The organism is Streptomyces sp. NPDC047017 (assembly GCF_040644175.1).
Taxonomy (GTDB): Bacteria; Actinomycetota; Actinomycetes; order Streptomycetales; family Streptomycetaceae; genus Streptomyces.
The window spans coordinates 21,886-47,555 of record NZ_JBEYVW010000018.1; the positions used below are offsets into that span (position 1 = coordinate 21,886).

Consider the following 25,670-nt stretch of genomic DNA (forward strand, 5'->3'; position numbering starts at 1 on the left):
TTCTCCCGTCCCGTCCGCTCAGGCCAGACTGTCGCGCCAGGCGCGGTGCAGGCCCGCGAACCTGCCCTCGCCCGCGATGAGCCGCGCGGGCGGGCCGTCCTCCACGATCCGGCCGTGCTCCATCACCAGCACCCGGTCGGCGATCTCCACGGTGGACAGCCGGTGCGCGATCACCACGGCCGTACGGCCGCGCAGCACCGTGGCCATCGCGCGCTGCACGGCCTGTTCGCCGGGGATGTCCAGCGAGCTGGTCGCCTCGTCGAGGATCAGCACCGCCGGATCGGCGAGCAACGCCCGTGCGAACGCCACCAGTTGGCGCTGGCCCGCGGAGATCCGGCCGCCGCGCTTGCGTACGTCCGTGTCGTAGCCGTCGGGCAGGGCGGTGATGAAGTCGTGCGCGCCGATCGCCCTGGCCGCGCGCTCGATCTCCGCGCGGCTCGCCTCCGGGCGGCCGACCGCGATGTTCTCGGCGACCGTCCCGGAGAACAGGAACGCCTCCTGCGTCACCATGATCACCCCGCGCCGCAGTTCGGGCACGGCCAGGTCGCGCAGGTCCACCCCGTCAAGGAGCACCCGGCCCTCGCTCGGGTCGTAGAACCGGGCCAGCAGCTTGGCCAGGGTCGACTTGCCGGCGCCGGTGGAGCCGACCACCGCGACGGTCTGCCCGGCGGGCAGCGTCAGGTCGAAGCGGGGCAGCACCTCGCCGCCGGTGCGGTAGGCGAAGCGGACCCGGTCGAAGACGACCTCGCGGCCGGGCAGCGCGGACGCCGGCGGCGGCAGCCGAAGCGGCTCCTGCGGCTCCGGGACGGAGGGGGCCTGGGCGAGCAGGCCCGCGATCTTCTCCAGGGAGGCGGCCGCCGACTGGTAGGAGTTGAGGAACATGCCGAGGCGGTCGATCGGGTCGTACAGCCGGCGCAGGTACAGCACCGCCGCCGCCAGCACACCCAGCTCCAGCGAGCCGTCCGTCACCCGCCAGGCGCCCCACAGCACGATCCCGGCGACCGCCGTGTTCGCCACCAGGCGGGAGCCGACGACATAGCGGGCCATCTCCAGCAGCGCGTCACCGTTGGTCCGCTCGTGGCGCCCGTTGAGCGCGGCGAAGTCCGCGTCGTTGGCCGCCTCGCGGCGGAAGGCCCGCACCGGCCGGATGCCGTTCATCGTCTCCACGAACTTCACGATCACCGCCGCGATCGCCGTGGACCGCTCCCGGTAGACCCGTCCGACGCGTCGCTGATAGAGCCGTACCAGCAGGTACAGCGGGACGAGGGAGGCCACCGCGACCGCGCCGAGGCCCGGGTCGAGCCAGAGCAGCATCGCCGAGATGGAGACGAACGACAGGATGACGGTGACGAGTTCCTGCAAGCCCTCGTCGAGCAGTTCGCGCAGCGACTCCACGTCCGTGGTGGAGCGGGAGATGAGCCGGCCCGAGGTGTAGCGCTCGTGGAAGTCCACGCTGAGCGCCTGCGCGTGGCGGAAGATCCGGCCGCGCAGGTCCAGCAGCACGTCCTGGTTGACCCGGGCGGAGGCGATGACGAACCCCCATTGCAGGGCGCCGGAGGCCAGCGCGCACAGCAGGTAGCCCACGGCCACCGCGAGCAGCGGCCCGTGCTCGTGCGCCCGGAACGCCGGTACGGCCGTGTCGATGGCGTACGCCACCAGCAGCGGGCCCGCCTGCACGGCCGCCTGCTGGAGCAGCAGCAGGAGCGAGGTGCCGGCCACGCGCGCCTTCATGGGGGCCAGCAGCGAGCGCAGCAGGGCGGCCGTGGCGCCCGGGACGGTGGGCAGGACGTCCCGGTCGAAGGGGTCGCTGGTCTGCTCGGTCCGGGCCTGGTCCGCCGCGTCGTCGGCGGTGGTGGGGACGGACGTGGTGGGGGCCGTCATCGGTCGTCGCCCTCCGTCTCGGGTGCTGCGGGCCCCGCCGGCATGGCGGACTTCGCGGGCTCTGCGGGCTTCGCCGGCTCCGCGGACTTCGCCGGCTCTGCGGGTCGTTCCGGTTCCTCGGGTCGCACGGGTCCCCCAGATTCCTCGGGTGGCCCCGGTTCTCCGTGCGCGGGCGCGCCGGACATCAGCCGGGCGTACTCGTCGCTGGTGCGCAGCAGTTCGTGGTGGGTGCCGACGGCGGCGATCCGGCCGCCGGAGAGCAGGGCGACCCGGTCGGCCAGCAGCACCGTGGAGGGGCGGTGGGCGACGATCAGGGCCGTGGTGCCGGCCAGGACCTGGCGCAGGGCGGCCTCCACGGCGGCCTCGGTGTGCACGTCCAGCGCGGACAGCGGGTCGTCCAGGATCAGGAAGCGCGGGCGGCCGACGACGGCCCGGGCGAGCGCGAGCCGCTGCCGCTGGCCCCCCGAGAGGCTGAGGCCCTGCTCACCCACCTGCGTGTCGGTGCCCTGCGGCAGGGCGTACGCGAAGTCCGCCTGGGCCACCGCGAGCGCCCGGTCCAGATCGCCCGCGTCCACGGACCGGCCCGCGCCCATGAGAACGTTGTCGCCGACGCTCGCGGAGAACAGGGTGGGCTCCTCGAAGGCGACGGCGACCAGCGCGCGCAGCTCCTCGCGCGGCAGCGCGGCGATGTCCCGCCCGTCCAGGGTGATACGGCCCTCGGTGACCTCGTGCAGGCGCGGGACGAGCGCGGTCAGCGTCGTCTTGCCGCTGCCGGTCGCGCCGACCAGGGCCATCGACTCGCCGGGGCGGATGCGCAGGTCCACCCGGTCGAGCAGGGGCGGCGAGCCGGGCGGGGCGTCGGGGTGGCGGAAGCGGACGCCTTCGAAGCGCAGCCCGCCCTCGTCCGCGACGGCGGGGCGGGACTCGGTGGGCGCGGGCTTCGACGCGGACTCCGGTACGGCGTCCATCGCCTCGAAGTAGCGTTCCGTGGCCGTCGCCGCCTCCTGGCTCATCGCCAGCAGGAAGCCGATCGACTCCACCGGCCAGCGCAGCGCGAGCGCCGTGGACAGGAAGGCGACCAGCGTGCCCGCCGACAGCGCGTGGTCGGCCACCCGCACCGCGCCCACCACCAGCGTGGCCCCGATGGCCACTTCGGGCAGCGTCATGATGACCGCCCAGACGGCGGCCAGCAGCCGGGCCTTGCGCAGCTCGGTGCCGCGCAGGGTGGCCGACAGCTCGCGGAACGCGCGGGCCTGGCTGCGGTGCCGGCCGAAGCCCTTGATGACGCGGATGCCGAGCACGCTCTCCTCGACCACCGTCGTCAGGTCTCCGACCTGGTCCTGCGCCTGCCGGGCCGCGTGCGCGTACCGCTTCTCGAAGAGCGCGCTCAGCACCACCAGCGGCACGGCGGGCGCCAGCATCACCAGTCCCAGCGTCCAGTCCTGGAGCAGCATGATGACCACGCCCACCAGGATCGTGACGCCGTTGACCAGCAGGAAGGTGAGCGGGAAGGCGAGGAACTGGCGCAGCAGCATCAGGTCGGTGGTGGCCCGGGAGAGCAACTGGCCCGACGCCCACCGGTCGTGGAAGGCGACCGGCAGCCGCTGCAGATGCCGGTAGAGGGACGCCCGCATCTCCGCCTCGACCCGGGAGAGCGGACGCGCCACCAGCCACCGCCGCAGCCCGAACAGCAGCGCCTCGGCGACACCGAGCAGCAGCAGGTACAGCGCGCCCCGCCACACGCCCCCCGTGTCGTGGCCGGCGACCGGCCCGTCCACCATCCACTTCAGCACCAGCGGGATCACCAGCCCCACGCAGGAGGCGACGATCGCGATGAACGCGGCGACGGACAGCCGGGCGCGCACCGGGCGGACGTACGGCCACAGGCGCAGCAGGGTGCGGACGGCCGAACGCCCGGCCGGGCCGGTGCCTTCGGGGCGGTCCGCGGCGGGTCGCTCGGTGAACTCCTCGGCGGGAGCGGGTGTCGTGGCCATCAGGAGCGAGCGTACGGTTCGGCACTGACATCGCCTACTGGATTTCGGCCGGGCCGGCTCCGCCGCCTGCCCTGCGACCTGCGCGTTCGGCCGGTCGGAGGAGGGCGGCCGGCGTCCGGTCGTAGCGGGGCATCAACCGATCGGCTGATGCCGCTTCGAGCGCGTCGGGCGATGCGCGGGCGGGGCGGCCGGCGGGAGGCTGATGCCATGTCCGTCATCGAAGTCAGCGAACTGCGCAAGTCCTACGGCGGCCGGAGCGTCGTCGACGGTGTCTCCTTCGCCGTCGAGGAAGGGGAGATCTTCGGCGTCCTCGGCCCCAACGGCGCCGGCAAGACCACCACCGTCGAGTGCGTCGAGGGGCTGCGCGTCCCCGACGCCGGCCGGGTCCGGGTCACCGGCCTCGACCCCGTCACCGAACGCGAGCAGGTCGCCCGCGTGCTGGGCGCCCAGCTCCAGCAGAGCGAGCTGCAAGGCAAACTCACCGTCCGCGAGGCCCTGGAGCTGTACGCCTCCTTCTACCCGCGCCCCGCCGACTGGCGGCCGCTGGCCGAACGCCTCGGCCTCACCCAGAAGCTCACCACCCGCTTCGGCAAGCTGTCCGGCGGCCAGAAGCAGCGCCTGTTCATCGCGCTCGCCCTCATCGGCAACCCCCGGGTGGTGGTCCTCGACGAGCTGACCACCGGCCTCGACCCGCGTGCCCGCCGCGACACCTGGCAGCTCATCGAGGACGTCCGGGCCGGCGGGGTCACCGTCCTGCTGGTGACGCACTTCATGGAGGAGGCCCAGCGGCTGTGCGACCGGATCGCGGTGATCGACCGGGGCCGCGTCGCCGCCCTGGACACCCCCGAGGGCCTGATCCGGCGCTCGGCAGGCGCCACCGTGATCACCTTCACCCCGTCCGCGCCGCTGGACGAGACCGAGCTGAACGCCCTGCCCGAACTGTCCTCGGTGGCCTGCAACGAGGGCCGGATCACGTTGTCCGGCACCGACACGACCGTCAACGCGGTCCTCTCGCTGCTCGCCCGCCGGCACATCACCGCCCACCAGCTCCGCGTCACCGACGCCACCCTCGACGACGCCTTCCTCGACCTCACGGAGACCGCCGCATGAGTTCCGCCGCCCTGAACCCCGCCGTCCTGCGCACCGAGATCCGCCTCTTCCGCCGCGAACCCGGCGCGATCTTCTGGATCGTGCTGTTCCCCACCCTGCTGCTGGCGATCCTCGGCTCCGTCCCGTCCTTCCGCCACCACGACGACTCGCTCGGCGGGCTCCGGCTCATCGACACCTATGTGCCGGTCGCGGTACTGCTCGGCATGATCCTCGGCGGTATGCAGGGCATGCCGCAGGTCCTCACCGGCTACCGCGAACGCGGCATCCTGCGCCGGATGTCCACCACCCCCGTGCGGCCCGTCACCCTGCTCGCCGCGCACATGGTGGTCTTCGCGGGCGCGGCCCTGACCTCGGCGGTGCTCGCCCTCCTCGTCGGCCGGATCGCCTTCGGGGTGCGCCTGCCCGAACAGGGCTTCGGCTACGCGCTCGCCCTGCTGCTGGCCGTGGCCACCGCCCTCGCGCTGGGCTCGCTGATCTGCGCCCTGTCCCGCACCACGAAGATCGCGAGCGCGGTCGGCAGCGCGGTGCTCTTCCCGATGATGTTCTGCGCGGGCCTGTGGGTGCCGGTGCAGGCCATGCCCCACCTGCTCGCCCGGATCACCGGCTACACCCCCTTCGGCGCCGCCGCGCAGGCCCTGGGCCAGGCCGCCGCCGGCCACTGGCCGGGCTGGACCCACCTGGCAGTGCTCGCCGCCTGGACGGTCCTGCTCACGGCCGCGGCCGCGCGCTGGTTCCGCTGGGAGTGAGCGGGCCGTGCCGGACACTGGGGGCATGACGAACGCCGACTGGAAGCCGCCGCGCGCCACCTTCGACGACTGGGGGCCCTTCGCGCTGCTCGCGGTGGGCGTGGTGACCTCGGCCGGCTCGGCCGAGGTGGTCGGCATGGGCCGGGGCGAGCTGTACACGGCCGGTGCCCTGGTGGCCGTCGCGCTGCTCCTCCAGATCGGCTGGGCGCGGCTGGCCCGCCACCGGCCGACGCCGAGCCGGACCAGTGCCTGCCTGTACTTCACCCGCTGGGCGCTCGCCTTCGTGCTGACCTGGCTCAACCCGTTCTTCGCCTTCTACGCCGTCTGCGGCTACTACACCGCGGGCCGGCAGCTGCCCCGCCGGCTGGTGCTGCCCGGCCTGATCCTGACCGCCGTCACCATGGCCGGCAGCGAGATCGGCGGCATGCCGCCCCGCGGGACGGTCGCCTGGCTCGGCTTCGGCGTGGTCCTCGGCGCCAACGTCGGCCTGGTCGCCCTGTTCACCCGGTTCGCCGAGCAGGAGCAGACCCGCGCCGTCGCCCAGGCCGAGACCATCGCCGAACTGGAGCGCACCAACACCGCGTTGCAGCAGGCCCTGGACGAGAACGCGGCCCTGCACGCGCAACTGCTCGTCCAGGCCCGCGAGGCCGGCGTCGCCGACGAGCGCCGGCGCCTGGCCGCCGAGATCCACGACACCCTCGCCCAGGGGCTGACCGGCATCATCGCCCAGTTGCAGGTGGTGGCGAACGCTCCCGACCTGACCACCGCCCGCACCCACCTGGAGCGCGCCTCCACGCTGGCCCGGCACAGCCTCGGCGAGGCCCGCCGCTCGGTGCACAACCTGGCCCCGGTGGCGCTGGCGGACACCGGCCTGCCCGAGGCGCTGCACAGGACGGTCAGCGAATGGGGCGACCGCACCGGAGTGCGCGCCGGATTCACCGTCACCGGCACCACCGAGCAGCTCCACGACGAGGTCTCGGCCACCTTGCTGCGCATCGCCCAGGAGGCCCTGTCCAACGCCGCCCGGCACGCCCGCCCCGCCCGGGTCGGGGTCACCCTGTCCTTCATGGGCGACGAGGTCAGCCTCGACATCCGCGACGACGGCACCGGCTTCGACCCGGCCGCCGTACCCGCCCGCACCCGCTCCGGCGGCTTCGGCCTGGACGGCATGCGCGCCCGCGCCGAACGCATCGCGGGCTCCCTCACCGTGGAGACCGAACCCGGGCACGGCACGGCGGTCTCCGCTCGCGTACCGTTGGTACGCCATGAGCGATGACACGTCCTCCATCTCCCTCCTCATCGTCGACGACCACCCCGTCGTACGCGACGGGCTGCGCGGCATGTTCGAGTCCGCGGCCGGGTTCACCGTGCTCGGTGAGGCCTCGGGCGGCGTCGAGGCGGTGGCACGGGCCGCGGCCCTCGATCCGGACGTGATCCTGATGGACCTGCGGATGCCCGGCGGCCCGGGCGTGGACGCCATCCGGGAGCTGACCCGCCGCGGCGCCCGCGCCAAGGTGCTCGTCCTGACGACGTACGACACCGACTCCGACACCCTGCCCGCGATCGAGGCGGGCGCGACCGGCTACCTGCTCAAGGACGCCCCGCGCGACGAGCTGTTCACCGCGGTGCGCGCCGCCGCCGAGGGCCGTACCGTCCTCTCCCCGGCCGTCGCCTCCCGCCTGGTCTCCGCGGTCCGCGCCCCCGCCGCAGGCGGCGAGGCGCTCTCGGCGCGCGAACGCGAGGTGCTGGTCCTGGTCGCCCGCGGCACCGCCAACCGCGAGATCGCCCGGGAACTCTTCATCAGCGAGGCCACGGTGAAGACCCACCTGACCCACCTGTACGCCAAGCTCGGCGTCAAGGACCGCGCGGCGGCGGTCGCGGTCGCCTACGACCGGGGCATCCTGGGCTGAGGCCCCGGCGAGCACGGGCCGGCCGGGACCCGGCGGCCGCTCGCCGGTGCCCTGCGGACTCAGCCGGTGACCCGCAGCAGCAGCACCGCCCGCGCCGGCACCGTGACGGCCGCCCCGGCCCGGTGCGTCACCCCCGGCGCCGCCCCCTGCTCCTCCCGCGAGGTGTCCACCACCACCTCGTAGCGTCCGGCCCACGGCGGCCCCGGCAGCACGAACCGCACCGGCCGGTCCCCGGCGTGCAGCACCGCCAGGAAACTGTCGTCCAGGACGGGCGCGCCGCGCTCGTCGCGGCCCGGGATGTCCCGCCCGGACAGGTACATCCCCAAGGTGGCGGCGGGGGCGTACCAGTCGCCCTCGGTCATCTCGGTGCCACCCGCGGTGAACCAGGCCAGGTCCCGCAGCCCGTCCGCCGAGTGCGCGCGCCCGGAGAAGAACGCCCGCCGGCGCAGCACCGGATGGCGGCGGCGCAGCGCGATCAGCCGGGCGGCCAGCTCGAACAGCGCCTTCCAGCCCGGGTCGGCCGTCAGCGACCAGTCCACCCAGCCGGTCTCGTTGTCCTGGCAGTACGCGTTGTTGTTGCCGTGCTGGGTGCGGCCCATCTCGTCGCCCGCGACCAGCATCGGCACCCCGGTGGACAGCAGCAGCGTGGTCAGCAGGTTGCGCAACTGCCTGCGGCGCAGCGCCCGGACCCGCTCGTCGTCGCTCTCGCCCTCCGCCCCGCAGTTCCAGGAGCGGTTGTCGCCGGTGCCGTCCCGGTTGCCCTCGCCGTTGGCCTCGTTGTGCTTGCGGTCGTAGGACACCAGGTCCCGCAGGGTGAAACCGTCGTGCGCGGTGACGAAGTTGACCGACGCGTAGGGGCGCCGGCCGCCCCACGCGTACAGGTCGCTGGAGCCGGACAGCCGGTAGCCCATCTCCCGCACGTCCGGCAGGGCGTGCCGCCAGAAGTCCCGTACGGCGTCGCGGTAGCGGTCGTTCCACTCCGCCCACAGCGGCGGGAAGGCCCCCACCTGATAGCCGCCCGAGCCCACGTCCCACGGCTCGGCGATCAGCTTGACCCGGCGCAGCACCGGGTCCTGCGCGATCACCGCGAGGAACGGGGAGAGCATGTCCACGTCGTGCAGGGAACGGGCCAGCGCGGCGGCCAGGTCGAAACGGAAGCCGTCCACGCCCATCTCGGTCACCCAGTAGCGCAGCGAGTCGGTGATCAGGCGCAGCACGTGCGGCTGCACCACGTTCAGGGTGTTGCCGCAGCCGGTGTAGTCGGCGTACCGGCGGGCGTCGGGCGCCGGACGGTAGTAGCGCTGGTTGTCGATGCCCTTGAGGGAGAGCGTCGGGCCGTACTCGCCGGCCTCGGCGGTGTGGTTGTAGACCACGTCGAGGATGACCTCGATGCCGGCCGCGTGCAGCGCGCGCACCATCCGCTTGAACTCGCCGACCTGCTGCCCGGCGGTGCCGGCGGCGGCGTACCCGGCGTGCGGGGCGAAGTAGCCGATCGAGTTGTAGCCCCAGTAGTTGCGCAGCCCCCGTCTCAGCAGGTGGTCCTCGTGCGCGAACTGGTGCACCGGCAGCAGCTCCACCGCCGTCACGCCCAGCCGCACCAGGTGCTCGACTGCCGCCGGATGGGCCAGGCCCGCGTAGGTGCCCCGCAGCTCCTCGGGGATGCCCGGGTGGCGCCGGGTGAAGCCGCGCACATGCAGTTCGTAGATGACCGAGTCCGCCCACGGGGTGCCGGGGCGGTGGTCGTCCGACCAGTCGTCGTCATCGTGCACGACCACGCCCTTGGGCACGAAGGGCGCCGAGTCGCGGTCGTCGCGCACGGTGTCGGCGACATGCTGCTCCGGCCAGTCCCGCACATGCCCGTACACCTCCGGCGGCAGCCGGAACTCGCCGTCCACCGCGCGCGCGTACGGGTCGAGCAGCAGCTTCGCCGGGTTCCAGCGGGCGCCGGTCCACGGGTCCCAGCGGCCGTGCACCCGGTAGCCGTAGCGCCGGCCGGGCGGCACGCCGGGCACGAAGCCGTGCCAGACCTCGTGCGTCAGCTCGGTGAGCCGGGCCCGCGTCTCCCGCCCCGCCTCGTCGAACAGGCACACCTCGACCGCCTCCGCGCCGCCCGCCCACAGCGCGAAGTCGGTGCCCGCCACCCCGTCGGGACCGGCCCGGAAGCGGGCGCCCAGCGGCGTCGGCGTACCCGGCCACACGGGCACGGCGGGCGGCGGCGCGGCCCGCGGACCGCCGGTGACGACGCCCGCCGGACGCGCCTGGGCGCCGGCCCGCCCGTCACCGGGGGCGCGCGCGTCACCGCCGCCGCGCCCTTCGCCGTCGACGCGCCCGGCGGCGCCGGCGCGTTCACCGGTCCCGGTGCGCCCGGTCCCGGCCGGGGTGCCGGCCGCCGCCGGGGTCCCGTTCCCGGCCGGGTGCCCGTCCCCGGTGGTGTGTCCGTCCTGGGTGCTGCGCCCGTCCTCGGTGGTGCGTCCGTCCTTCGTGGTGCGCCCGTTCCCGGTGGCGCGCCCGCCCGCCACCGCCTCCTGCCCGGCTGCGCTGGACACCTGGTCGGCCCCTTTTTTCGGCTGTCGCGGCTCGGGCCTCCCGTCCGGGTCGTGCCGGGCTCCGATCCGGCCTGATCCCACGAAAGACCCCGCTTCGGTTCCGGCCCGCTGTCGCGGCTTCCTCCCCGCGCGTCCTTTCGCCGCGCGCTCCTCCCCACTGTTCTGCCCACCGCTCGGCTCGCACTCACGTTTCCCGGAAGCGGGCGCGTCGTTGGGCAGGCCGTGAGGCACGTACAACGGCGCGCACGGCGCGCGGGGGCCGCGCTGGCCGCCCTACTGACATGGGCAGGACTACTGGCCGGGGCCGTCGGCTGCGACGCCGGCGGCCCGGGCGCCCTCGGCCGGGCCTTCGGCAGGTCCGCGGGGGACGGGGAGGTGATCCGCGTCGCGCCGGACGACGGCAGCAAGGACGTCCGGCCCGGCACGAGACTGCGGGTGCGGGTCGGCGACGGGCACCTGGAGTCCGTCAAGGTCGTCAGGTCCCTGGACGCGCAGGACACCCCGGTGTCCGGCCGCCTGGGCGACGACGGCCGGACCTGGCGGCCCGACGACGACCGGCTGGCCCTGGCCGCCAAGTACACCGTCGACGCGGTGGCCGTCGACGGCGACGGCCGGCGCTCCGCCCGGCACACCACCTTCACCACCTACGTCCCCCAGGAGCGGTTCATCGGCTACGTCACCCCGGAGAACCGTGCCGTCGTCGGCACCGGGATGATCGTCTCGCTGGCGTTCAGCCGGGAGATCGCCGACCGCGCCGCCGTCCAGCGCGCCGTCCGCGTCACCGCGCGGCCGCCGGTGGAGATCCGCCCGCACTGGTTCGGCAAGGACCGCCTCGACTTCCGGCCCCGGCGGTACTGGACGCCCGGCACCCAGGTCACCGTCGAACTGCGGCTGAGGGACGTCCAGGCGGCGCCCGGCGTGTACGGGCTCCAGGACAAGACCTTCTCCTTCACCGTCGGCCGCAGCCAGGAGTCACTGGTCGACGCCGCCACCCACACCATGCGGGTGCGCCGCGCCGGCCGGCTGCTGGCCACCGTCCCCGTCACCGCCGGGGCCCCCGGGCACACCACGTACAACGGGAAGATGGTGGTGATGGAGATGCTGGAGGTGACCCGCATGAACAGCCGCACGGTCGGCTTCGGCGGCGAGTACGACATCCCCGACGTCCCGCACGCCATGCGGCTCACCGACTCCGGCACCTTCATCCACGGCAACTACTGGTCCACGCCCGACCCGTTCGGCCGGGCCAACGTCAGCCACGGCTGCGTGGGCCTCAAGGACGTCAAGGGCGGCAGCCCGGACACCCCGGCGGGCTGGTTCTTCGACCGCAGCCTCGTCGGGGACGTGGTGGAGATCGTGCACAGCGACGACAGGACGGTGAGCGCCGCCAACGGCCTCGGCGGCTGGAACATGGACTGGGGCGCCTGGACGGCGGGCAGCGCGGTCGAGTGACCGGCGCCGCGGGGGGCGCGTGGGCGGTCGCGGGCGGGCGCGCCGGGACCGCCCACGTCCGTTTCCACCGGCTGTCCATCGGCTGCCGAACTTGGGACGGAACAGTGACAATTGGCTGACATCTCGCCCCTGACCTTGTGGTTACTATGCGCCAGGGTGCGCGTGGGACGCGCCGGGGCGCGGGTCTGAACCGGCCCGGGGAGGGGAGACAGACGTGAACGTGCGGCCGATATCGGGGGCGTCGGTTGACGGGGGCGTACGACGGCGGCGGGGAAGCAAGGGGCTGCTGGCACTGATGTCCGGCGCGCTGGTCCTGGCCGTCACCGCGTGCGGCGGAGGCGACGGCTCCGCCTCCGGTGAGAGCAAGGGCAAGGACGCCGCCGAGAGCCAGCAGTCGCAGGCGGTCCTCACCATCGCGCCCAAGGACGGCGCCACCTCCGTCGACACCAACGGGGCCCTGAAGGTGAGTTCGAGCAAGGGCTCCCTGACCCAGGTCGTCGTCAAGGACGCCAAGGGCACCGAGATAGCCGGCGCGATATCCGGCGGCACCTCCTGGACGCCCGCCTCCCACCTGGCCGCCTCGACCCGGTACACGGTCCACGCGGTCGCCAGGGACTCCGCCGGCCGCGAGGCCGCCGAGGACTCCAGCTTCACCACCCTGACGCCGAAGAACACGTTCGTCGCGAACTTCACCCCCGAGGACGGTTCCACCGTCGGCGTCGGGATGCCGTTCTCCGTCAACTTCACCCGGGGTATCACGCACCCGCGGGACGTCGAGAAGGCCATCCAGATCAAGACCGAGCCGGCCGTCGACGTCGAGGGCCACTGGTTCGGCAACGACCGCCTCGACTTCCGTCCCGAGCGGTACTGGAAGTCCGGCACCAAGGTCACCGTCAAGCTCAGCCTGGACGGCGTCGAGGGCCGCCCCGGCGTCTACGGCAAGCAGACCAGGACCGTCTCCTTCACCATCGGCCGCGATCAGGTCTCCGTGGTCGACGCCAAGGCGCACACGATGAAGGTCACCCAGGACGGCAAGGTCGTCAAGACCATCCCGGTCACCACCGGCAAGCCCGGCTACTCGACCTGGAACGGCCAGATGGTCATCAGCGAGAAGCTCACCGTGACCCGGATGAACGGCGAGACGGTCGGCTACGGCGGCGAGTACGACATCAAGGACGTCCCGCACGCCATGCGCCTGACCACCTCCGGCACCTTCGTGCACGGCAACTACTGGGGCGGCGACGCGTTCGGCAACTACAACGCCAGCCACGGCTGCGTCGGCCTGCGCGACGTGCGCGGCGGCGGCGACAGCGGGGTGGCGGCCGCCTGGTTCTTCAACCACTCGCTGATCGGTGACGTCCTGGTCGTCAAGAACTCCGAGGACAAGACCGTGACCCCGGACAACGGCCTCAACGGCTGGAACCTGCCCTGGGCGCAGTGGAAGGCGTGAGCCCCCGGGCCTGACCCGCCCGACGCGCCTGCCCCACCTGCCCCACCCGCCCGTCCCGGCCGACCGGCCCGGTGTGTGACCGACCGCACCGGGCCGCCTCGCGTTAGTCCCCGTTAACCTGCTGGCATGACCGTAACTCTGGAAGTCGCCGAGGGCGTCGGCACGCTGCGCCTGGACCGTCCGCCCATGAACGCGCTCGACGTCGCCACGCAGGACCGGATCAAGGAACTCGCCGAGGAGGCCGCCGACCGCGCCGATGTGCGCGCCGTGGTGATCTACGGCGGCGAGAAGGTGTTCGCGGCCGGCGCGGACATCAAGGAGATGCGGGTGATGGACCACGCCGCCATGGTGCGCCGGGCCCGCGGCCTGCAGGACTCCCTCACCGCCGTGGCCCGCATCCCCAAGCCGGTGGTCGCCGCGGTCACCGGCTACGCGCTGGGCGGCGGCTGCGAGCTGGCGCTGTGCGCCGACTACCGGATCGCCGCGGACAACGCCAAGCTGGGCCAGCCGGAGATCCTGCTCGGCCTCATCCCCGGCGCCGGCGGCACCCAGCGGCTGTCCCGGCTGATCGGCCCTTCCAAGGCCAAGGACCTCATCTTCACCGGCCGCCAGGTCAAGGCCGACGAGGCCCTCGCGCTCGGCCTGGTGGACCGGCTGGTGCCGGCCGCCGAGGTGTACGAGGCGGCGCACGCCTGGGCGGCGCGGCTCGCCCAGGGGCCGGCGATCGCGCTGCGCGCCGCCAAGGAGTCGATCGACAGCGGACTGGAGACCGACCTCGACACCGGGCTCGCCGTGGAACGCGCCTGGTTCGCGGGCCTGTTCGCCACCGAGGACCGCGAGCGCGGGATGCGCAGCTTCGTGGAGGAGGGACCCGGCAAGGCGAAGTTCGTCTGAGCCGGTCCGCCCGGCGGGCGCGCGCCGAGGGCGCCGGGCGCGCCCCGCGCGCCCGTCGGGATCACGCCAATCTTCCACCGCCGCCGCGGCACCGGAGCACGGGCCGCCCGGCACGGCGGTCCCGGCGGGCCGCGGGACCGCCGCGGGCGCCCGGCCGGTGGACCGGGGGCGACCGCCGCCGACCTGCCCGTTTCCCGCTCGCCGGCCGGGCCGTCCCGGTCCGCGACGTACCCCCGGCATATGCCGCTCACCGGGGGTGGGCAGGGGGCGCACGGGGGGCGTATTCCGCCGGAACGGGCACAGCACGCTTTGTGGGCGTCCATGATGGGGGCCATGGCGGGGCTGGAGGGCATCGAGCAGCCGCGGGAAGGCAGACGGGCGGCCGCGGCGCGCTGGTCCCCCGCGGTCGAGGACGAACGGGCGCTGGCCGCACTGGAGTTGTACGGCAACCCGGCCGAGTGCGACGTCCCGCTGCCGTCCCTGCCCGAGTCGGCGGCCATCGCGCGCCGGCTGGTCCAGGTCGTCGTCCTGCGCCAGTGGGGCCTGAGCCCCAAGCTCGCCGAGGACGCGGTCCTGCTCGCCTCCGAACTCGTGGGCAACGCCGTACGGCACACCGGCGCCCGCGTGTTCGGCCTGCGGATGCGCCGCCGCCGGGGCTGGGTCCGCGTCGAGGTCCGCGACCCCTCGCGCGGGCTGCCGTGCCTGATGCCCGTGCAGGAGCTGGACATCAGTGGCCGGGGCGTGTTCCTCGTGGACAAGCTCGCCGACCGCTGGGGGGTCGATCTGCTGCCGCGCGGCAAGACAACGTGGTTCGAGATGCGGGTCGCGGACCGCTGACCCGGGGGCGTCGCGCGCCCGCTTCCTGACCGACGCTCAAGCGGCAGCCATACGTGTGAATCGCCCGTTTTCTTACTTTGCGCCCCTTAAATGGTGCGGGTGACCACCACCGACCGCCGCGGCGCGCTGCGGGCCGGCGCCGGGTTCGTCGCCGCGGGCGCGCTCACCGCCGGGTGCACCCCCGCCGGCACCGCCCCGCACCCCGCCGCGTCCGCCGCCCCCACCACCGCCGCCCCCGCCTCCCCGCCCGCCGCCCCCGCCCCGCGCGCCTTCCCGGGGCAGCCCGCGCAGATCGCCCACGGCCCCCGCGACCGGCCCCGCGTCGCGCTCACCTTCCACGGCCAGGGCGACCCCGCGCTGGCCCGCACCCTGCTCGGCACGGCCGAGAAGCACGGCGCCCGGGTGACCGTGCTCGCCGTCGGCACCTGGCTCGACCAGTACCCGGAGCTGGCCCGCCGGATCCTCGACGGCGGCCACGACCTCGGCAACCACACCCGGCGCCACCTGTCCGTCAACGAGATGTCCGAGGCCGACGCCCGGGCCGAGATCACCGGCTGCGCCGACCGCCTGAAGCGGCTCACCGGCTCCATCGGCACGTGGTTCCGCCCCTCACGCGCCCAGACCGCCACCCCGCTGGTCGCCCGGCTGGCCCGCGCCGCCGGATACCCGCACGTCCTCTCCTACGACGTCGACTCCCTCGACTTCACCCGGCCCGGCGCCGCCGCGGTCACCCGCAACGTGCTGTCCGCCGTCCGGGCCGGATCGGTGGTGAGCCTGCACTTCGGCTACCCCGACACGGCCGAGGCCCTGCCCGACGTACTCGCCGAACTCGACCGCCGCGGCCTGCACGCGGTCACCACCACGGAGCTGCTGAGCTGATGCACGCCACTTCACTTGCCCGCCTCACCCGGGTCCTGCTCGCCGGTGCCGCCTGCGCGGCGCTGTCCGCCCTGTCCGCGTGCAGCGGCGGCGGCTCGGGCAGCGGCGCCGACGAAGCCCTCGGCAGCAAGGCGCCCGCCCGGCCCGAGCAGCCCGCGCGGCAGGCCGCCGACGCCCTGCCCGGCATGCCGCCGGTCCTCGACCCCAAGGACGTCTACGCCGCCGACCGCCCGGGCCAGCTCTCCCCGGTGGTCAAGGACTTCCCCTCGCGGATCTACGTCCCCAACACCAACTCCGACACGGTCACCGTGATCGACCCGAAGACCTACAAGGTCATCGAGACCCTCCCGGTCGGCCGCCAGCCCCAGCACGTCGTGCCCTCCTGGGACCTGAAGACGCTGTGGGTCAACAACGACCTCGGCAACTCGCTCACCCCCATCGACCCGAGGACCGGCAAGGCGGGCAAGCCGGTCGCCGTGCACGACCCGTACAACCTGTACTTCACGCCCGACGGCAAGTACGCCGTCGTCATGGCCTCCAAGGACCGCCAACTCGTCTTCCGCGACGCGCACACCATGAAGCAGGTCAAGGCCCTGCCGGTCGGCTGCGGCGGCGTCAACCACGCCGACTTCTCCACCGACGGCCGCTACTTCATCGTCTCCTGCGAGTTCAGCGGCGAACTGCTCAAGGTCGACACCGCGAAGATGAAGGTCGTCGGGCAGCAGAAGCTGAACGTGCGCGGGGCCATGCCGCAGGACGTGAAGATGTCGCCCGACGGCAAGAAGTTCTACATCGCCGACATGGTGGCCGACGGCCTGTGGATCCTGGACGGCGACACGTTCGGCAAGCCGGCGTTCCTGCACACCGGCAAGGGTGCCCACGGCCTCTACGTCAGCCGCGACTCCCGCGAGATGTACGTCTCCAACCGCGGCGAGGGCACGATCTCCGTCTTCGACTTCGCCACCGGCAAGCTCACCGGGAAGTGGCGCCTGCCCCACGGCGGCAGCCCCGACATGGGCGGCGTCTCCGCCGACGGCACGGTGCTGTGGCTCTCGGGCCGCTACAACTCCGAGGTGTACGCCATCGACACCCGCACCGGCAAGCAGCTCGCCCGCATCAAGGTCGGCAGCGGCCCGCACGGCCTGGCCGTCTACCCGCAGCCCGGCCGCTACTCGCTGGGACACACCGGCGTCTTCCGCTGAGGCCGTCGGTCCCTCTCACGCCGGGCCCCGCGCTTGAGTCTCCACCCCGTGGAAGGTCCAGACTCGCGGACGTGAGCGACGACGACAGCACCGGACTGGTCACCATCGGCGAACTGGCCCGGGCGACCGGACTGAGCGTACGGACCATCCGTTACTGGTCCGACGAGGGCGCCCTGCCCCCGGTGGCCCGGTCGGCGGGCGGCTACCGCCTGTACGACGCCGCCTCGGTGGCCCGTCTGGAACTGGTCCGCACCCTGCGCGAACTGGGCCTCGGCCTGGACGACGTGCGCCGGGTGCTGACCGGTGAACGGACGGCCGCCCAGGTCGCGGCGGCCCACGTGGCCGCGCTGGACGCCCAGATCGCCTCGCTGAAGGTGACCCGGACGGTGCTGGCGAGCGTCGCCCGACGCGGTTCGAGCGCGGAGGAGATGACCCTCATGAACAAGCTGGCACGGCTGTCGGCGGCCCAGCGGCAGCGGATCGTGGACGAGTTCGTGGACGACGTCTTCCAGGGACTGGACACCGCGGACCCGTGGATCCGCGAGCGTACCCGCCGGGTCGGCGTCCACCTGCCCGACGACCCCGCTCCGGAGCAGGTGGACGCCTGGGTGGAACTGGCGGGGCTGCTGCAGAAACCCACATTCCGGGCCACCATGCGCAGGGTGGTCGAGTCCGGCGCGGCCGACCGCGGCCCCGACGCCCCGGCCGGCTCCTCGATACGGTTCGTGCAGCGGATGATCGAGCTGGCCGGCGCCGCGCGGGAGCGCGGCGTGGCGCCCGGCGACCCGGAGGCGGACACCGTCCTCACCGAACTGTTCGGCGACACCGACCGGGCGGCCGTGCTGCGCCGTATCGACCTGGGCCCCGAGGTGGGCCGGTACTGGGAGTTGGGGGCTGTGATCAAGGGCGAGCGGGAGCCCCCGAGCCACCAGGAGGAGTTCGCCTGGGTGGCCGCGGCACTGAGGGCCTGGCCGGGCCGTTAATCTGACCTGCGTCGGTACGACGTACGTACCGCGGCACGACAGATCAGACGCGACGCAAAAGGGGCGGACCGGTGGCGGACATCGAGGAAGCACGCAAGCAGTTCCAGCGGATCGACGCGGACGGTGACGGCTTCATCACCGCCACCGAGTTCAAGTCGGCCCTGGCCCAGGGCGGCGACTGGAACGTCACCGACACGGTGGCCGAGGCGATCATCAGGCAGCGGGACCTCAACGGCGATCAGGTCCTCTCCTTCGACGAGTTCTGGGCCTACCTGAACAAGTGAGCCCGCAGAAGTGAGGCGGACGCGGGGGCGCCCGGCGGTGACGACCGCCGGGCGCCCCTCGTCTTTCACCCGTTCGGCGCGAACCGGGAACAGCCCGCGCGGCCGGGAGGTTGCACGCGGACGACGGCGCCGGAAGGCGGCCGCATCCAGACGACCTCCGGGGGCCCGGAGGAGCGAGGCGGGCAGAGATGAAGATCGGCATCATCGGAGCGGGCAACATCGGCGGCAACCTCACCCGACGGCTCACCGCCCTCGGGCACGACGTCACCGTGGCGAACTCACGCGGACCCGAGACCCTCGCGGCACTGGCCGAGGAGACCGGCGCGCGGCCTGTGCGGGCCGAGGAGGCGGCACGCGGCGCCGAGGTCGTCGTGGTCACCGTGCCGCTCAAGGCGGTCCCCGGCCTGCCGTCGGGCCTGCTGAAGGAGGCCGCCGAGGACGTGGCCGTGATCGACACCGGCAACTACTACCCGCAGCGGGACGGCCGGATCGCGGAGATCGAGGACGACGGCCTCACCGAGAGCCGCTGGAGCGCCCGGCACCTGGGCCACACCGTGATCAAGGCGTTCAACGGGACGTACGCCCAGGACATCCTGGAGCGGCCCCGCCCGGCCGGCGACCCCGACCGCATGGCGCTCCCGGTGGCCGGCGACGACCCGGCGGCCAAGGCGACGGTACGGGCGCTGATCGACGAGCTGGGCTTCGACACGGTGGACTCCGGCACCCTCGACGAGTCCTGGCGCCAGCAGCCCGGCACCCCGGTCTACGGGCTGCGCGCGGGCACCGCGGCCGTCACCGAGGCCCTGGCACAGGCGTCCCCGCAGCGCCCGGCCGACTTCCGGGCCTGAACGGCGGCTTAAGGCCCTGAGCGGGCGGGGCGGCCTCACGAACCGCCGCCCCGCCTACGCCTTCGCCCAGTCCCGCAGCGCGTCCGCACTGCCGAAGTTCGCCACATCGGTGTCCTGCGGATCGTCGGTGTACTGGTGGAAGAGCCACTTGGCCTTGATCCGGGGGTGACCGGCCTTGACGTAGTCGGCGATCCACAGGCCGTCGCCGGCGTAGGAGGTGGTGTCGACGGTCAGCCAGAAATGCCGGTTGGTGTAGAGCACCACCCGGTTGTGCGGCCGCAGTTGCTTCACCTTGCGGATGAACAGGTCCTTCTCGGCGTTGGACGCGTGGGTGCCGGCGCTGGTGCTCTCCCAGTCGACGGCGAGGACGTCACCGGCCTTCTCGGGCGCGTGCGCGACGAAGTACGCGGCCTGGGCGTCGATGTCGCCGGGCCACAGGAAGTGGTAGAAGCCCAGGACCAGTCCGGCGTCGCGGCCGTGCTTGGTCTGGGCGGTGAGCTTGGAGCTGATGTACGAACGGCCCTCCGTCGCCTTGATGAAGACGAAGGAGAGGCCGTGCGTGCCGTAGCTCGCGGACTGATAAGCGCTCACATCGATGCCACGCAGCATGCAAACTCCCTGAAGTGCCGTGGGGAAGGAGTCCTCCCCTGGGTTGTGCCCGCTCTCCCCGGCACTCGACCCCTTCAGGACGGCCGAACATCAGTCCGGGTCGCCGCTCAGCACTCGATGATGTTCACCGCCAGCCCGCCCCGCGCCGTCTCCTTGTACTTGACCGACATGTCCGCGCCGGTGTCCTTCATGGTCTTGATGACCTTGTCCAGGGAGACCTTGTGGGAGCCGTCGCCGCGCAGGGCCATGCGGGCCGCGGTGACGGCCTTGACGGCGGCCATGCCGTTGCGCTCGATGCACGGGATCTGCACCAGGCCGCCGACCGGGTCGCAGGTCAGGCCGAGGTTGTGCTCCATGCCGATCTCCGCGGCGTTCTCCACCTGCTCGGGGGTGCCGCCCATCACCTCGGCCAGCGCGCCCGCCGCCATCGAGCAGGCCGAGCCGACCTCGCCCTGGCAGCCGACCTCGGCGCCGGAGATGGAGGCGTTCTCCTTGAAGAGCATCCCGATCGCGCCGGCCGCGAGCAGGAAGCGGACCACGCCCTCCTCGTCGGCGCCGGGGATGAAGTTGATGTAGTAGTGCAGGACCGCGGGGATGATGCCGGCCGCGCCGTTGGTCGGCGCGGTCACCACCCGGCCGCCGGCCGCGTTCTCCTCGTTGACCGCCATCGCGTAGAGGGTGATCCACTCCATCGCGCGGGAGGCCGCGTCGCCCTCGGCGCGCAGCTGGCGGGCGGTGACGGCCGCGCGGCGGCGCACCTTGAGGCCGCCCGGCAGGATGCCCTCACGGGACATGCCGCGCGTCACGCACGCCCGCATCACCTGCCATATCTCCAGCAGGCCCGCGCGGATCTCGTCCTCGGTGCGCCAGGCCCGCTCGTTCTCCAGCATCAGCGCGGAGATCGACAGCCCGGTCTCCTTGGCCAGGCGCAGCAGCTCGTCGCCCGTGCGGAACGGGTACTTCAGGACCGTGTCGTCCAGCTTGATCCGGTCGGCGCCCACCGCGTCCTCGTCCACGACGAAGCCGCCGCCCACCGAGTAGTACGTCTTGGCCATCAGCTCGGCGCCCGAGGCGTCGTACGCCCACAGGGTCATGCCGTTGGCGTGGTAGGGCAGGGCCTTGCGGCGGTGCAGGACCAGATCGTCGTCGAAGGAGAAGGCGATCTCGTGCTCGCCCAGCAGGTTCAGACGGCCCGACTCCTTGATCTTCTCCACCCGCTCGTCGGCGTGCTCCACGTCGACCGTGCGGGGGGAGTCGCCCTCCAGGCCGAGCAGCACCGCCTTCGGGGTGCCGTGGCCGTGGCCGGTCGCGCCGAGCGAGCCGTACAGCTCCGCGCGCAGCGACACGGTCGGCTCCAGCAGCCCTTCGCCGCTCAGCCGGCGGGCGAACATGCGGGCCGCGCGCATCGGGCCGACCGTGTGGGAGCTGGACGGGCCGATGCCGATCGAGAACAGGTCGAAGACCGAGATGGCCACGGAGACTCCTCAAAGCGGGGGTGGTGCTGGGGCGGCGCCGGCCGGGGCGCGGCGCGGTGGGTCTCACCTGCGCGGCGCGCCCCGGGGGCGTGGTTACTTGTTCAGACCCGGGTACAGCGGGTGCTTGTCGGCCAGGGCCTTCACCCGGGCCGCCAGTGCCTCGGCGTCGTAGGACGGCTTCAGCGCCTCGGCGATCACGTCCGCGACCTCGGTGAAGTCCTCGGCCGTGAAGCCGCGGGTGGCCAGGGCGGGCGTGCCGATCCGCAGCCCGGAGGTGACCATCGGCGGCCGGGGGTCGTTCGGGACCGCGTTGCGGTTGACCGTGATCCCGACCTCGTGCAGCCGGTCCTCGGCCTGCTGGCCGTCCAGCTCCGAATGGCGCAGGTCCACCAGGACCAGGTGCACGTCGGTGCCGCCGGACAGCACGTCCACGCCCGCCGCCCTGGCGTCCTCCTGGACCAGGCGCTCCGCCAGGATGCGGGCGCCCTCCAGGGTACGCCGCTGGCGCTCCTTGAAGTCCTCGCTCGCGGCGACCTTGAACGAGACCGCCTTGGCCGCGATCACGTGCTCCAGCGGGCCGCCCTGCTGACCGGGGAAGACCGCGGAGTTGATCTTCTTGGCCAGCTCGGCCGTGGACAGGATCACACCGCCGCGCGGGCCGCCCAGCGTCTTGTGGGTGGTGGTGGTGACCACATGGGCGTGCGGCACCGGGTTGGGGTGCAGGCCCGCCGCGACCAGGCCGGCGAAGTGCGCCATGTCGACCATGAGGTACGCGCCGACCTCGTCCGCGATCCGGCGGAACGCGGCGAAGTCCAGCTGCCGGGGGTAGGCCGACCAGCCGGCCACGATCAGCTTCGGCTTGGACTCCTTGGCCAGCTTCTCCACCTCGGCCATGTCGACCAGGCCGTCCTCGCCCACGTGGTAGGCGACGACGTCGTAGAGCTTGCCAGAGAAGTTGATCTTCATGCCGTGGGTCAGGTGCCCGCCGTGCGCGAGGTTCAGGCCCATGATCGTGTCACCGGGCTTGAGCAGCGCGAACATCGCGGCCGCGTTGGCCTGGGCGCCGGAGTGCGGCTGCACATTGGCGTGCTCGGCGCCGAACAGCGCCTTGATCCGGTCGATGGCGATCTGCTCGACCACGTCGACGTGCTCGCAGCCGCCGTAGTAGCGGCGGCCTGGGTAGCCCTCGGCGTACTTGTTGGTGAGGACCGAGCCCTGCGCCTCCATGACCGCGACCGGGGCGAAGTTCTCCGAGGCGATCATTTCGAGGGTGGACTGCTGGCGGTGCAGCTCGGCGTCGACCGCGGCGGCCACGTCCGGGTCCAGCTCGTGCAGGGGGGTGTTGAGGACAGTCATCTCCGCGTCCCCTCTCAGCCCGCGTTCTGGGCGGTGTACTCGGCGGCGGAGAGCAGGTCGTCCGGCTCGTCGGTGACGCGCACCCGGAAGAGCCAGCCGTCCTCGAAGGGCGCGGAGTTCACCAGGGACGGGTCGTCCACCACGTCCTGGTTGATCTCGGTGATCTGACCGCCGACCGGGGAGTAGAGGTCGGAGACCGACTTGGTCGACTCCAGCTCACCGCAGGTCTCGCCCGCGGCCACCGTGGAACCGACCTCCGGGAGCTGGGCGTAGACGACATCGCCGAGCGCGTTGGCCGCGAACTCGGTGATGCCGACCGTCGCGACGCCGTTCTCGGCGGGCGACAGCCACTCGTGCTCCTTGCTGTAGCGCAGCTGCTGGGGGTTGCTCATGGCCTGAATTCTCCTGTACGCGGGGGAGTGCTGGTGGATGAGGGACTGCGGGAAACGCTGGTGGGCGGCGGAACGTGCCCGGGGTCACACCCGGGCACGCCGGAGGGCGGACGCGTCAGGGCCTGACGCGGCGCGGCCCCGCCGGGCCGGGACCAGTGTCTACTTCCGCCGCTTGTAGAACGGCAGTGCCACGACCTCGTACGGTTCGTGGTTGCCCCGGACGTCCACGCCGACCCCCGGCGTGCCCGGAGCGGCGTGCGCGGCGTCCACGTAGGCCATGGCGATCGGCTTGCCCAGGGTGGGGGAGGGGGCGCCGGAGGTGACCTCGCCGATCACCTCGCCGCCACAGACGACGGAGTACCCCGCGCGCGGGACGCGCCGGCCCTCGGCGACCAGGCCGACCAGGACCCGGGGCGGCTGCGCGGCGGCCCGCTCGGCGGCGGCCCCGAGCGCCTCGCGCCCGACGAAGTCGCCCTCCTTCTCGAACTTGACCACCCGGCCGAGGCCCGCGTCGAACGGGGTGAGCGCGGTCGTCAGCTCGTGCCCGTACAGCGGCATGCCCGCCTCCAGGCGCAGCGTGTCCCGGCAGGACAGGCCGCACGGGACCAGGCCGACGCCCTCGCCCGCCCCGGTCAGCGCCTGCCACAGCGCGGGCGCGTGCTCCGGCTCCACAAACAGCTCGAAGCCGTCCTCGCCGGTGTAGCCGGTGCGGGCGATCAGCGCGGGCACCCCGGCGACCATGCCGGGCAGGCCCGCGTAGTACTTGAGGCCGTCCAGGTCGGCGTCGGTCAGGGACTTCAGGATGCCCGGGGACTCGGGGCCCTGGACGGCGAGCAGCGCGTAGGCGTCCCGGTCGTCGCGGACCTCGGCGTCGAAGCCGGCCGCCCGCTCGGTGAGCGCGTCCAGCACCACCTGGGCGTTGGAGGCGTTGGCCACGACCATGTAGCGGGTGTCGGCCAGCCGGTAGACGATCAGGTCGTCCAGGATGCCGCCGTCCTCCTGGCAGATCATGGTGTAGCGGGCGCGGCCGGTGCCGACCGAGCCGATGTTGCCGACCAGGGCGAAGTCCAGCAGGGCGGCGGCCTGCGGGCCGGTGACGGTGATCTCGCCCATGTGGGAGAGGTCGAAGAGACCGGCCCGGGTGCGCACGGCCAGGTGCTCGTCGCGCTCGGAGCCGTAGCGCAGCGGCATGTCCCAGCCGGCGAAGTCGGTCATCGTCGCACCGAGCGAGCGGTGCACCGTGTCCAGCGCGGTGTGACGGAGGGGCGCGGAACTGCTCATCGGTCGGTCTCCAAGGCGATGGGGGCGAGGACAGGACTCGTGTCCTCCCCATCTGTCATCGGAACCTGAGAGGTTCGCCATGACCGCCGGCATGCGGACGGTCACGGTTTGCACCTTGGGTGGGGCCGCTGCGGCAGCGGCCCGCTTTTCAGATGTGCCTCGCCCGCGCGGTAACGGGGCCTGAGAGATTCAAGGGAGGGACTTGCTCCTTCGGCGCCCCAGCGAGACGACTGCTGGGAACTCTCCCGCGCGGATTCAAGCGGCCGGTATGCAGTTGGCGCGCACATCATTGCACGCCCGGCGCGCTCGCGGCAGGGCCGCATCCGTAACCGTCCTGTGGCAGAACGCGCACGACAGCGACGGGCGCCACGCATTACCTTCTCTTTACGCTCGATGGGAAGGTGACCGTCACCGCCCCGGGGGAGGAGGACGAGGGTGGACAGGACCGCGCCGGCGTACGCCACGACCCGGGCGCCCGCCCTGCCCGCACCGACAGGGACCCCGGCCCGCGACAGGGACGGCGAGCCCCCGACGCCCGTGGCCCGCGACCTGCGGGAGCACTCCGTACCCGTGGCCCGTGACCTGCGGGAGCCTCCCGGCCCCGTGGCCGGCGATCCGGGCGAGCACCCGGCTCCCGCCGTTCGCGCCCCGCGTGAGCGCCGGGTTCCCGGCGTCCGTGACCTGCGGGCGCATTCCACGCTCGGCGTCCGCGACCTGCGGGAGCCTCCCGCGTCTGTGGCCGGTGAGCCGGGCGAGCACCCGGCTCCCGCCGTTCGCGCCCCGCGTGAGCACCCGGCTCCCGGCGTCCGTGACCTGCGGGAGGATTCCACGCCCGTCGTCCGAGACCTGCGGGAGCCTCCCGGGCCCGTGGCCGGCGAGCCGGGCGAGGGTCCCGCCCCCGTGGTCCGCGCCCCGCGCGAGCACCCCGCTCCCATGGTCCGCGACCTGCGCGACCGCCCCGGCCGCGCCCCGCGCGAACTGCTCTTCGGCCCCCGTGACCTGGCCGTCGTCACCGGGCTGCCGGGCAGCGGCAAGTCCACGCTGATGGACCGCGCGGTGCCCGGGGCGCGGATCGACTCCCAGGACGTGCGCGACCGCTTCGACGCCCGCCTCGCCCGCCGCCTGCCCTACGCCCTCTACCGCCCCCTGGTCCGCCTCGCCCACTACGCCGCGCTGCGCCGCGCCCTGCGCGCCGGCGGGGGTGTCGTGGTCCACGACTGCGGCACCCAGAGCTGGGTGCGCGCCTGGCTGGCCCGCGCCGCCCGCCGCCGCGGCGGCACCCTCCACCTGATCCTGCTGGACGTCACCCCCGACGCCGCGCTGAGCGGCCAGCACCGGCGCGGCCGGCGCGTCTCCCGCTACGCCTTCGCCCGCCACCGCCGCACCGCCGGCCGCCTGGTGCGCGCGGCGGAGCGCGGCGAGGTGCCCGCGGGCTGCGGCTCGGCCGTGCTGCTGGACCGCGCGGCCGCCGGCGAGCTGCGCCGCATCGCCTTCGCCGGCCGGCCCGCCGCCGGCACCCGTTAGCCTTTCGGTCACAGCAG

Annotated in this window: 21 protein-coding genes, 1 pseudogene and 1 riboswitch; of the genes and pseudogenes, 14 read left to right on the forward strand and 8 right to left on the reverse strand. The window is 73.4% G+C overall.

What is annotated here, in order from left to right; translation table 11 throughout:
* Positions 1 to 18: 18 nt before the first annotated feature.
* Positions 19 to 1,881, reverse strand: coding sequence for an ABC transporter ATP-binding protein (locus tag ABZ858_RS27130; protein ID WP_361383827.1), 1,863 nt, complete (start codon positions 1,879 to 1,881; stop codon positions 19 to 21).
* A complete protein-coding gene (locus ABZ858_RS27135) occupies positions 1,878 to 3,875 on the reverse strand; it encodes an ABC transporter ATP-binding protein (protein WP_361383830.1) in 1,998 nt (665 codons plus the stop codon). Before ABZ858_RS27135 ends, ABZ858_RS27130 begins: the two co-directional genes overlap by 4 nt.
* 207 nt (positions 3,876 to 4,082) lie before the next feature.
* Here ABZ858_RS27135 and ABZ858_RS27140 point away from each other — a divergent pair, with 207 nt between their 5' ends.
* Genes ABZ858_RS27140 through ABZ858_RS27155 form a run of 4 tightly spaced genes read left to right on the forward strand, consistent with a single transcriptional unit; the run spans position 4,083 to position 7,641 of the window.
* Positions 4,083 to 4,985: an ABC transporter ATP-binding protein gene (locus ABZ858_RS27140; RefSeq protein ID WP_361383833.1), complete on the forward strand. Its 903-nt coding sequence runs from the start codon at positions 4,083 to 4,085 to the stop codon at positions 4,983 to 4,985.
* Positions 4,982 to 5,731, forward strand: a complete 750-nt coding sequence (locus tag ABZ858_RS27145; protein ID WP_361383836.1) for an ABC transporter permease — start codon at positions 4,982 to 4,984, stop codon at positions 5,729 to 5,731. Before ABZ858_RS27140 ends, ABZ858_RS27145 begins: the two co-directional genes overlap by 4 nt.
* A 25-nt stretch (positions 5,732 to 5,756) precedes the next feature.
* Positions 5,757 to 7,007 carry a sensor histidine kinase gene (locus ABZ858_RS27150; protein WP_361383839.1) on the forward strand — a complete coding sequence of 417 codons (1,251 nt, stop codon included), beginning with the start codon at positions 5,757 to 5,759 and terminating at the stop codon, positions 7,005 to 7,007.
* A complete protein-coding gene (locus tag ABZ858_RS27155) occupies positions 6,997 to 7,641 on the forward strand; it encodes a response regulator transcription factor (RefSeq protein ID WP_361383842.1) in 645 nt (214 codons plus the stop codon). The genes ABZ858_RS27150 and ABZ858_RS27155 overlap by 11 nt, the downstream gene beginning before the upstream one ends.
* Positions 7,642 to 7,700: 59 nt before the next feature.
* Here ABZ858_RS27155 and glgX read toward each other — a convergent pair whose 3' ends face one another.
* A complete protein-coding gene (gene glgX, locus ABZ858_RS27160; RefSeq protein ID WP_361384274.1) occupies positions 7,701 to 9,845 on the reverse strand; it encodes a glycogen debranching protein GlgX in 2,145 nt (714 codons plus the stop codon).
* A gap of 564 nt (positions 9,846 to 10,409) precedes the next feature.
* Between glgX and ABZ858_RS27165 the strand changes: the two genes are divergently transcribed.
* The 9 genes from ABZ858_RS27165 to ABZ858_RS27205 all read left to right on the forward strand — a co-directional run bounded on the left by ABZ858_RS27165 (position 10,410) and on the right by ABZ858_RS27205 (position 19,016).
* Positions 10,410 to 11,639, forward strand: coding sequence for an Ig-like domain-containing protein (locus ABZ858_RS27165; RefSeq protein WP_361383845.1), 1,230 nt, complete (start codon positions 10,410 to 10,412; stop codon positions 11,637 to 11,639).
* A 214-nt stretch (positions 11,640 to 11,853) separates the two neighbouring features.
* Positions 11,854 to 13,089, forward strand: a complete 1,236-nt coding sequence (locus ABZ858_RS27170; protein ID WP_361383848.1) for an Ig-like domain-containing protein — start codon at positions 11,854 to 11,856, stop codon at positions 13,087 to 13,089.
* Positions 13,090 to 13,215: 126 nt separating this feature from the next.
* Positions 13,216 to 13,983, forward strand: coding sequence for an enoyl-CoA hydratase/isomerase family protein (locus tag ABZ858_RS27175; RefSeq protein ID WP_361383850.1), 768 nt, complete (start codon positions 13,216 to 13,218; stop codon positions 13,981 to 13,983).
* 333 nt (positions 13,984 to 14,316) lie between these two features.
* Positions 14,317 to 14,820 carry an ATP-binding protein gene (locus ABZ858_RS27180; protein WP_361383853.1) on the forward strand — a complete coding sequence of 168 codons (504 nt, stop codon included), beginning with the start codon at positions 14,317 to 14,319 and terminating at the stop codon, positions 14,818 to 14,820.
* Between the two features lie 90 nt (positions 14,821 to 14,910).
* Positions 14,911 to 15,699 carry a polysaccharide deacetylase family protein gene (locus ABZ858_RS27185; RefSeq protein ID WP_361383856.1) on the forward strand — a complete coding sequence of 263 codons (789 nt, stop codon included), beginning with the start codon at positions 14,911 to 14,913 and terminating at the stop codon, positions 15,697 to 15,699.
* The gene (locus ABZ858_RS27190; RefSeq protein WP_361383859.1) at positions 15,699 to 16,901 is read left to right on the forward strand and encodes a beta-propeller fold lactonase family protein; all 1,203 of its coding nucleotides are present in this window, start codon (positions 15,699 to 15,701) and stop codon (positions 16,899 to 16,901) included. Before ABZ858_RS27185 ends, ABZ858_RS27190 begins: the two co-directional genes overlap by 1 nt.
* Before the next feature lie 71 nt (positions 16,902 to 16,972).
* A complete protein-coding gene (locus ABZ858_RS27195; protein ID WP_361383862.1) occupies positions 16,973 to 17,884 on the forward strand; it encodes a MerR family transcriptional regulator in 912 nt (303 codons plus the stop codon).
* Positions 17,885 to 17,955: 71 nt separating this feature from the next.
* Positions 17,956 to 18,168, forward strand: coding sequence for an EF-hand domain-containing protein (locus ABZ858_RS27200; protein WP_361383865.1), 213 nt, complete (start codon positions 17,956 to 17,958; stop codon positions 18,166 to 18,168).
* Between the two features lie 110 nt (positions 18,169 to 18,278).
* A complete protein-coding gene (locus ABZ858_RS27205) occupies positions 18,279 to 19,016 on the forward strand; it encodes an NAD(P)-binding domain-containing protein (RefSeq protein ID WP_361383868.1) in 738 nt (245 codons plus the stop codon).
* 54 nt (positions 19,017 to 19,070) lie between these two features.
* Here ABZ858_RS27205 and ABZ858_RS27210 read toward each other — a convergent pair whose 3' ends face one another.
* The 5 genes from ABZ858_RS27210 to gcvT form a co-directional block, all read right to left on the reverse strand.
* The gene (locus ABZ858_RS27210) at positions 19,071 to 19,625 is read right to left on the reverse strand and encodes a GH25 family lysozyme (protein WP_361383871.1); all 555 of its coding nucleotides are present in this window, start codon (positions 19,623 to 19,625) and stop codon (positions 19,071 to 19,073) included.
* A gap of 107 nt (positions 19,626 to 19,732) precedes the next feature.
* Positions 19,733 to 21,100 carry an L-serine ammonia-lyase gene (locus ABZ858_RS27215; protein WP_361383874.1) on the reverse strand — a complete coding sequence of 456 codons (1,368 nt, stop codon included), beginning with the start codon at positions 21,098 to 21,100 and terminating at the stop codon, positions 19,733 to 19,735.
* A 93-nt stretch (positions 21,101 to 21,193) separates the two neighbouring features.
* Positions 21,194 to 22,456, reverse strand: coding sequence for a serine hydroxymethyltransferase (gene glyA / locus ABZ858_RS27220; RefSeq protein ID WP_361383877.1), 1,263 nt, complete (start codon positions 22,454 to 22,456; stop codon positions 21,194 to 21,196).
* Between the two features lie 14 nt (positions 22,457 to 22,470).
* Positions 22,471 to 22,848, reverse strand: coding sequence for a glycine cleavage system protein GcvH (gene gcvH, locus ABZ858_RS27225; RefSeq protein ID WP_361383880.1), 378 nt, complete (start codon positions 22,846 to 22,848; stop codon positions 22,471 to 22,473).
* Between the two features lie 159 nt (positions 22,849 to 23,007).
* Entirely contained in the window at positions 23,008 to 24,129 is a 1,122-nt protein-coding gene (gcvT, locus tag ABZ858_RS27230; RefSeq protein ID WP_361383883.1) for a glycine cleavage system aminomethyltransferase GcvT, read from the reverse strand.
* A 158-nt stretch (positions 24,130 to 24,287) separates the two neighbouring features.
* Positions 24,288 to 24,387: riboswitch (glycine riboswitch) on the reverse strand.
* 666 nt (positions 24,388 to 25,053) lie between these two features.
* Here gcvT and ABZ858_RS27235 point away from each other — a divergent pair.
* Positions 25,054 to 25,653 (forward strand): annotated as a pseudogene (locus ABZ858_RS27235) (AAA family ATPase); the annotation flags it as partial.
* Between the last annotated feature and the right edge of the window lie 17 nt (positions 25,654 to 25,670).

Coding starts and splice junctions, on each gene's coding strand:
- ABZ858_RS27130 (WP_361383827.1), bottom strand. CDS start 1,881: ATGACGGCCCCCACCACGTCCGTCCCCACCACCGCCGACGACGCGGCG.
- ABZ858_RS27135 (WP_361383830.1), bottom strand. CDS start 3,875: ATGGCCACGACACCCGCTCCCGCCGAGGAGTTCACCGAGCGACCCGCC.
- ABZ858_RS27140 (WP_361383833.1), top strand. CDS start 4,083: ATGTCCGTCATCGAAGTCAGCGAACTGCGCAAGTCCTACGGCGGCCGG.
- ABZ858_RS27145 (WP_361383836.1), top strand. CDS start 4,982: ATGAGTTCCGCCGCCCTGAACCCCGCCGTCCTGCGCACCGAGATCCGC.
- ABZ858_RS27150 (WP_361383839.1), top strand. CDS start 5,757: ATGACGAACGCCGACTGGAAGCCGCCGCGCGCCACCTTCGACGACTGG.
- ABZ858_RS27155 (WP_361383842.1), top strand. CDS start 6,997: ATGAGCGATGACACGTCCTCCATCTCCCTCCTCATCGTCGACGACCAC.
- ABZ858_RS27175 (WP_361383850.1), top strand. CDS start 13,216: ATGACCGTAACTCTGGAAGTCGCCGAGGGCGTCGGCACGCTGCGCCTG.
- ABZ858_RS27180 (WP_361383853.1), top strand. CDS start 14,317: ATGGCGGGGCTGGAGGGCATCGAGCAGCCGCGGGAAGGCAGACGGGCG.
- ABZ858_RS27185 (WP_361383856.1), top strand. CDS start 14,911: ATGGTGCGGGTGACCACCACCGACCGCCGCGGCGCGCTGCGGGCCGGC.
- ABZ858_RS27190 (WP_361383859.1), top strand. CDS start 15,699: ATGCACGCCACTTCACTTGCCCGCCTCACCCGGGTCCTGCTCGCCGGT.
- ABZ858_RS27210 (WP_361383871.1), bottom strand. CDS start 19,625: ATGCTGCGTGGCATCGATGTGAGCGCTTATCAGTCCGCGAGCTACGGC.
- glyA (WP_361383877.1), bottom strand. CDS start 22,456: ATGACTGTCCTCAACACCCCCCTGCACGAGCTGGACCCGGACGTGGCC.
- gcvH (WP_361383880.1), bottom strand. CDS start 22,848: ATGAGCAACCCCCAGCAGCTGCGCTACAGCAAGGAGCACGAGTGGCTG.
- gcvT (WP_361383883.1), bottom strand. CDS start 24,129: ATGAGCAGTTCCGCGCCCCTCCGTCACACCGCGCTGGACACGGTGCAC.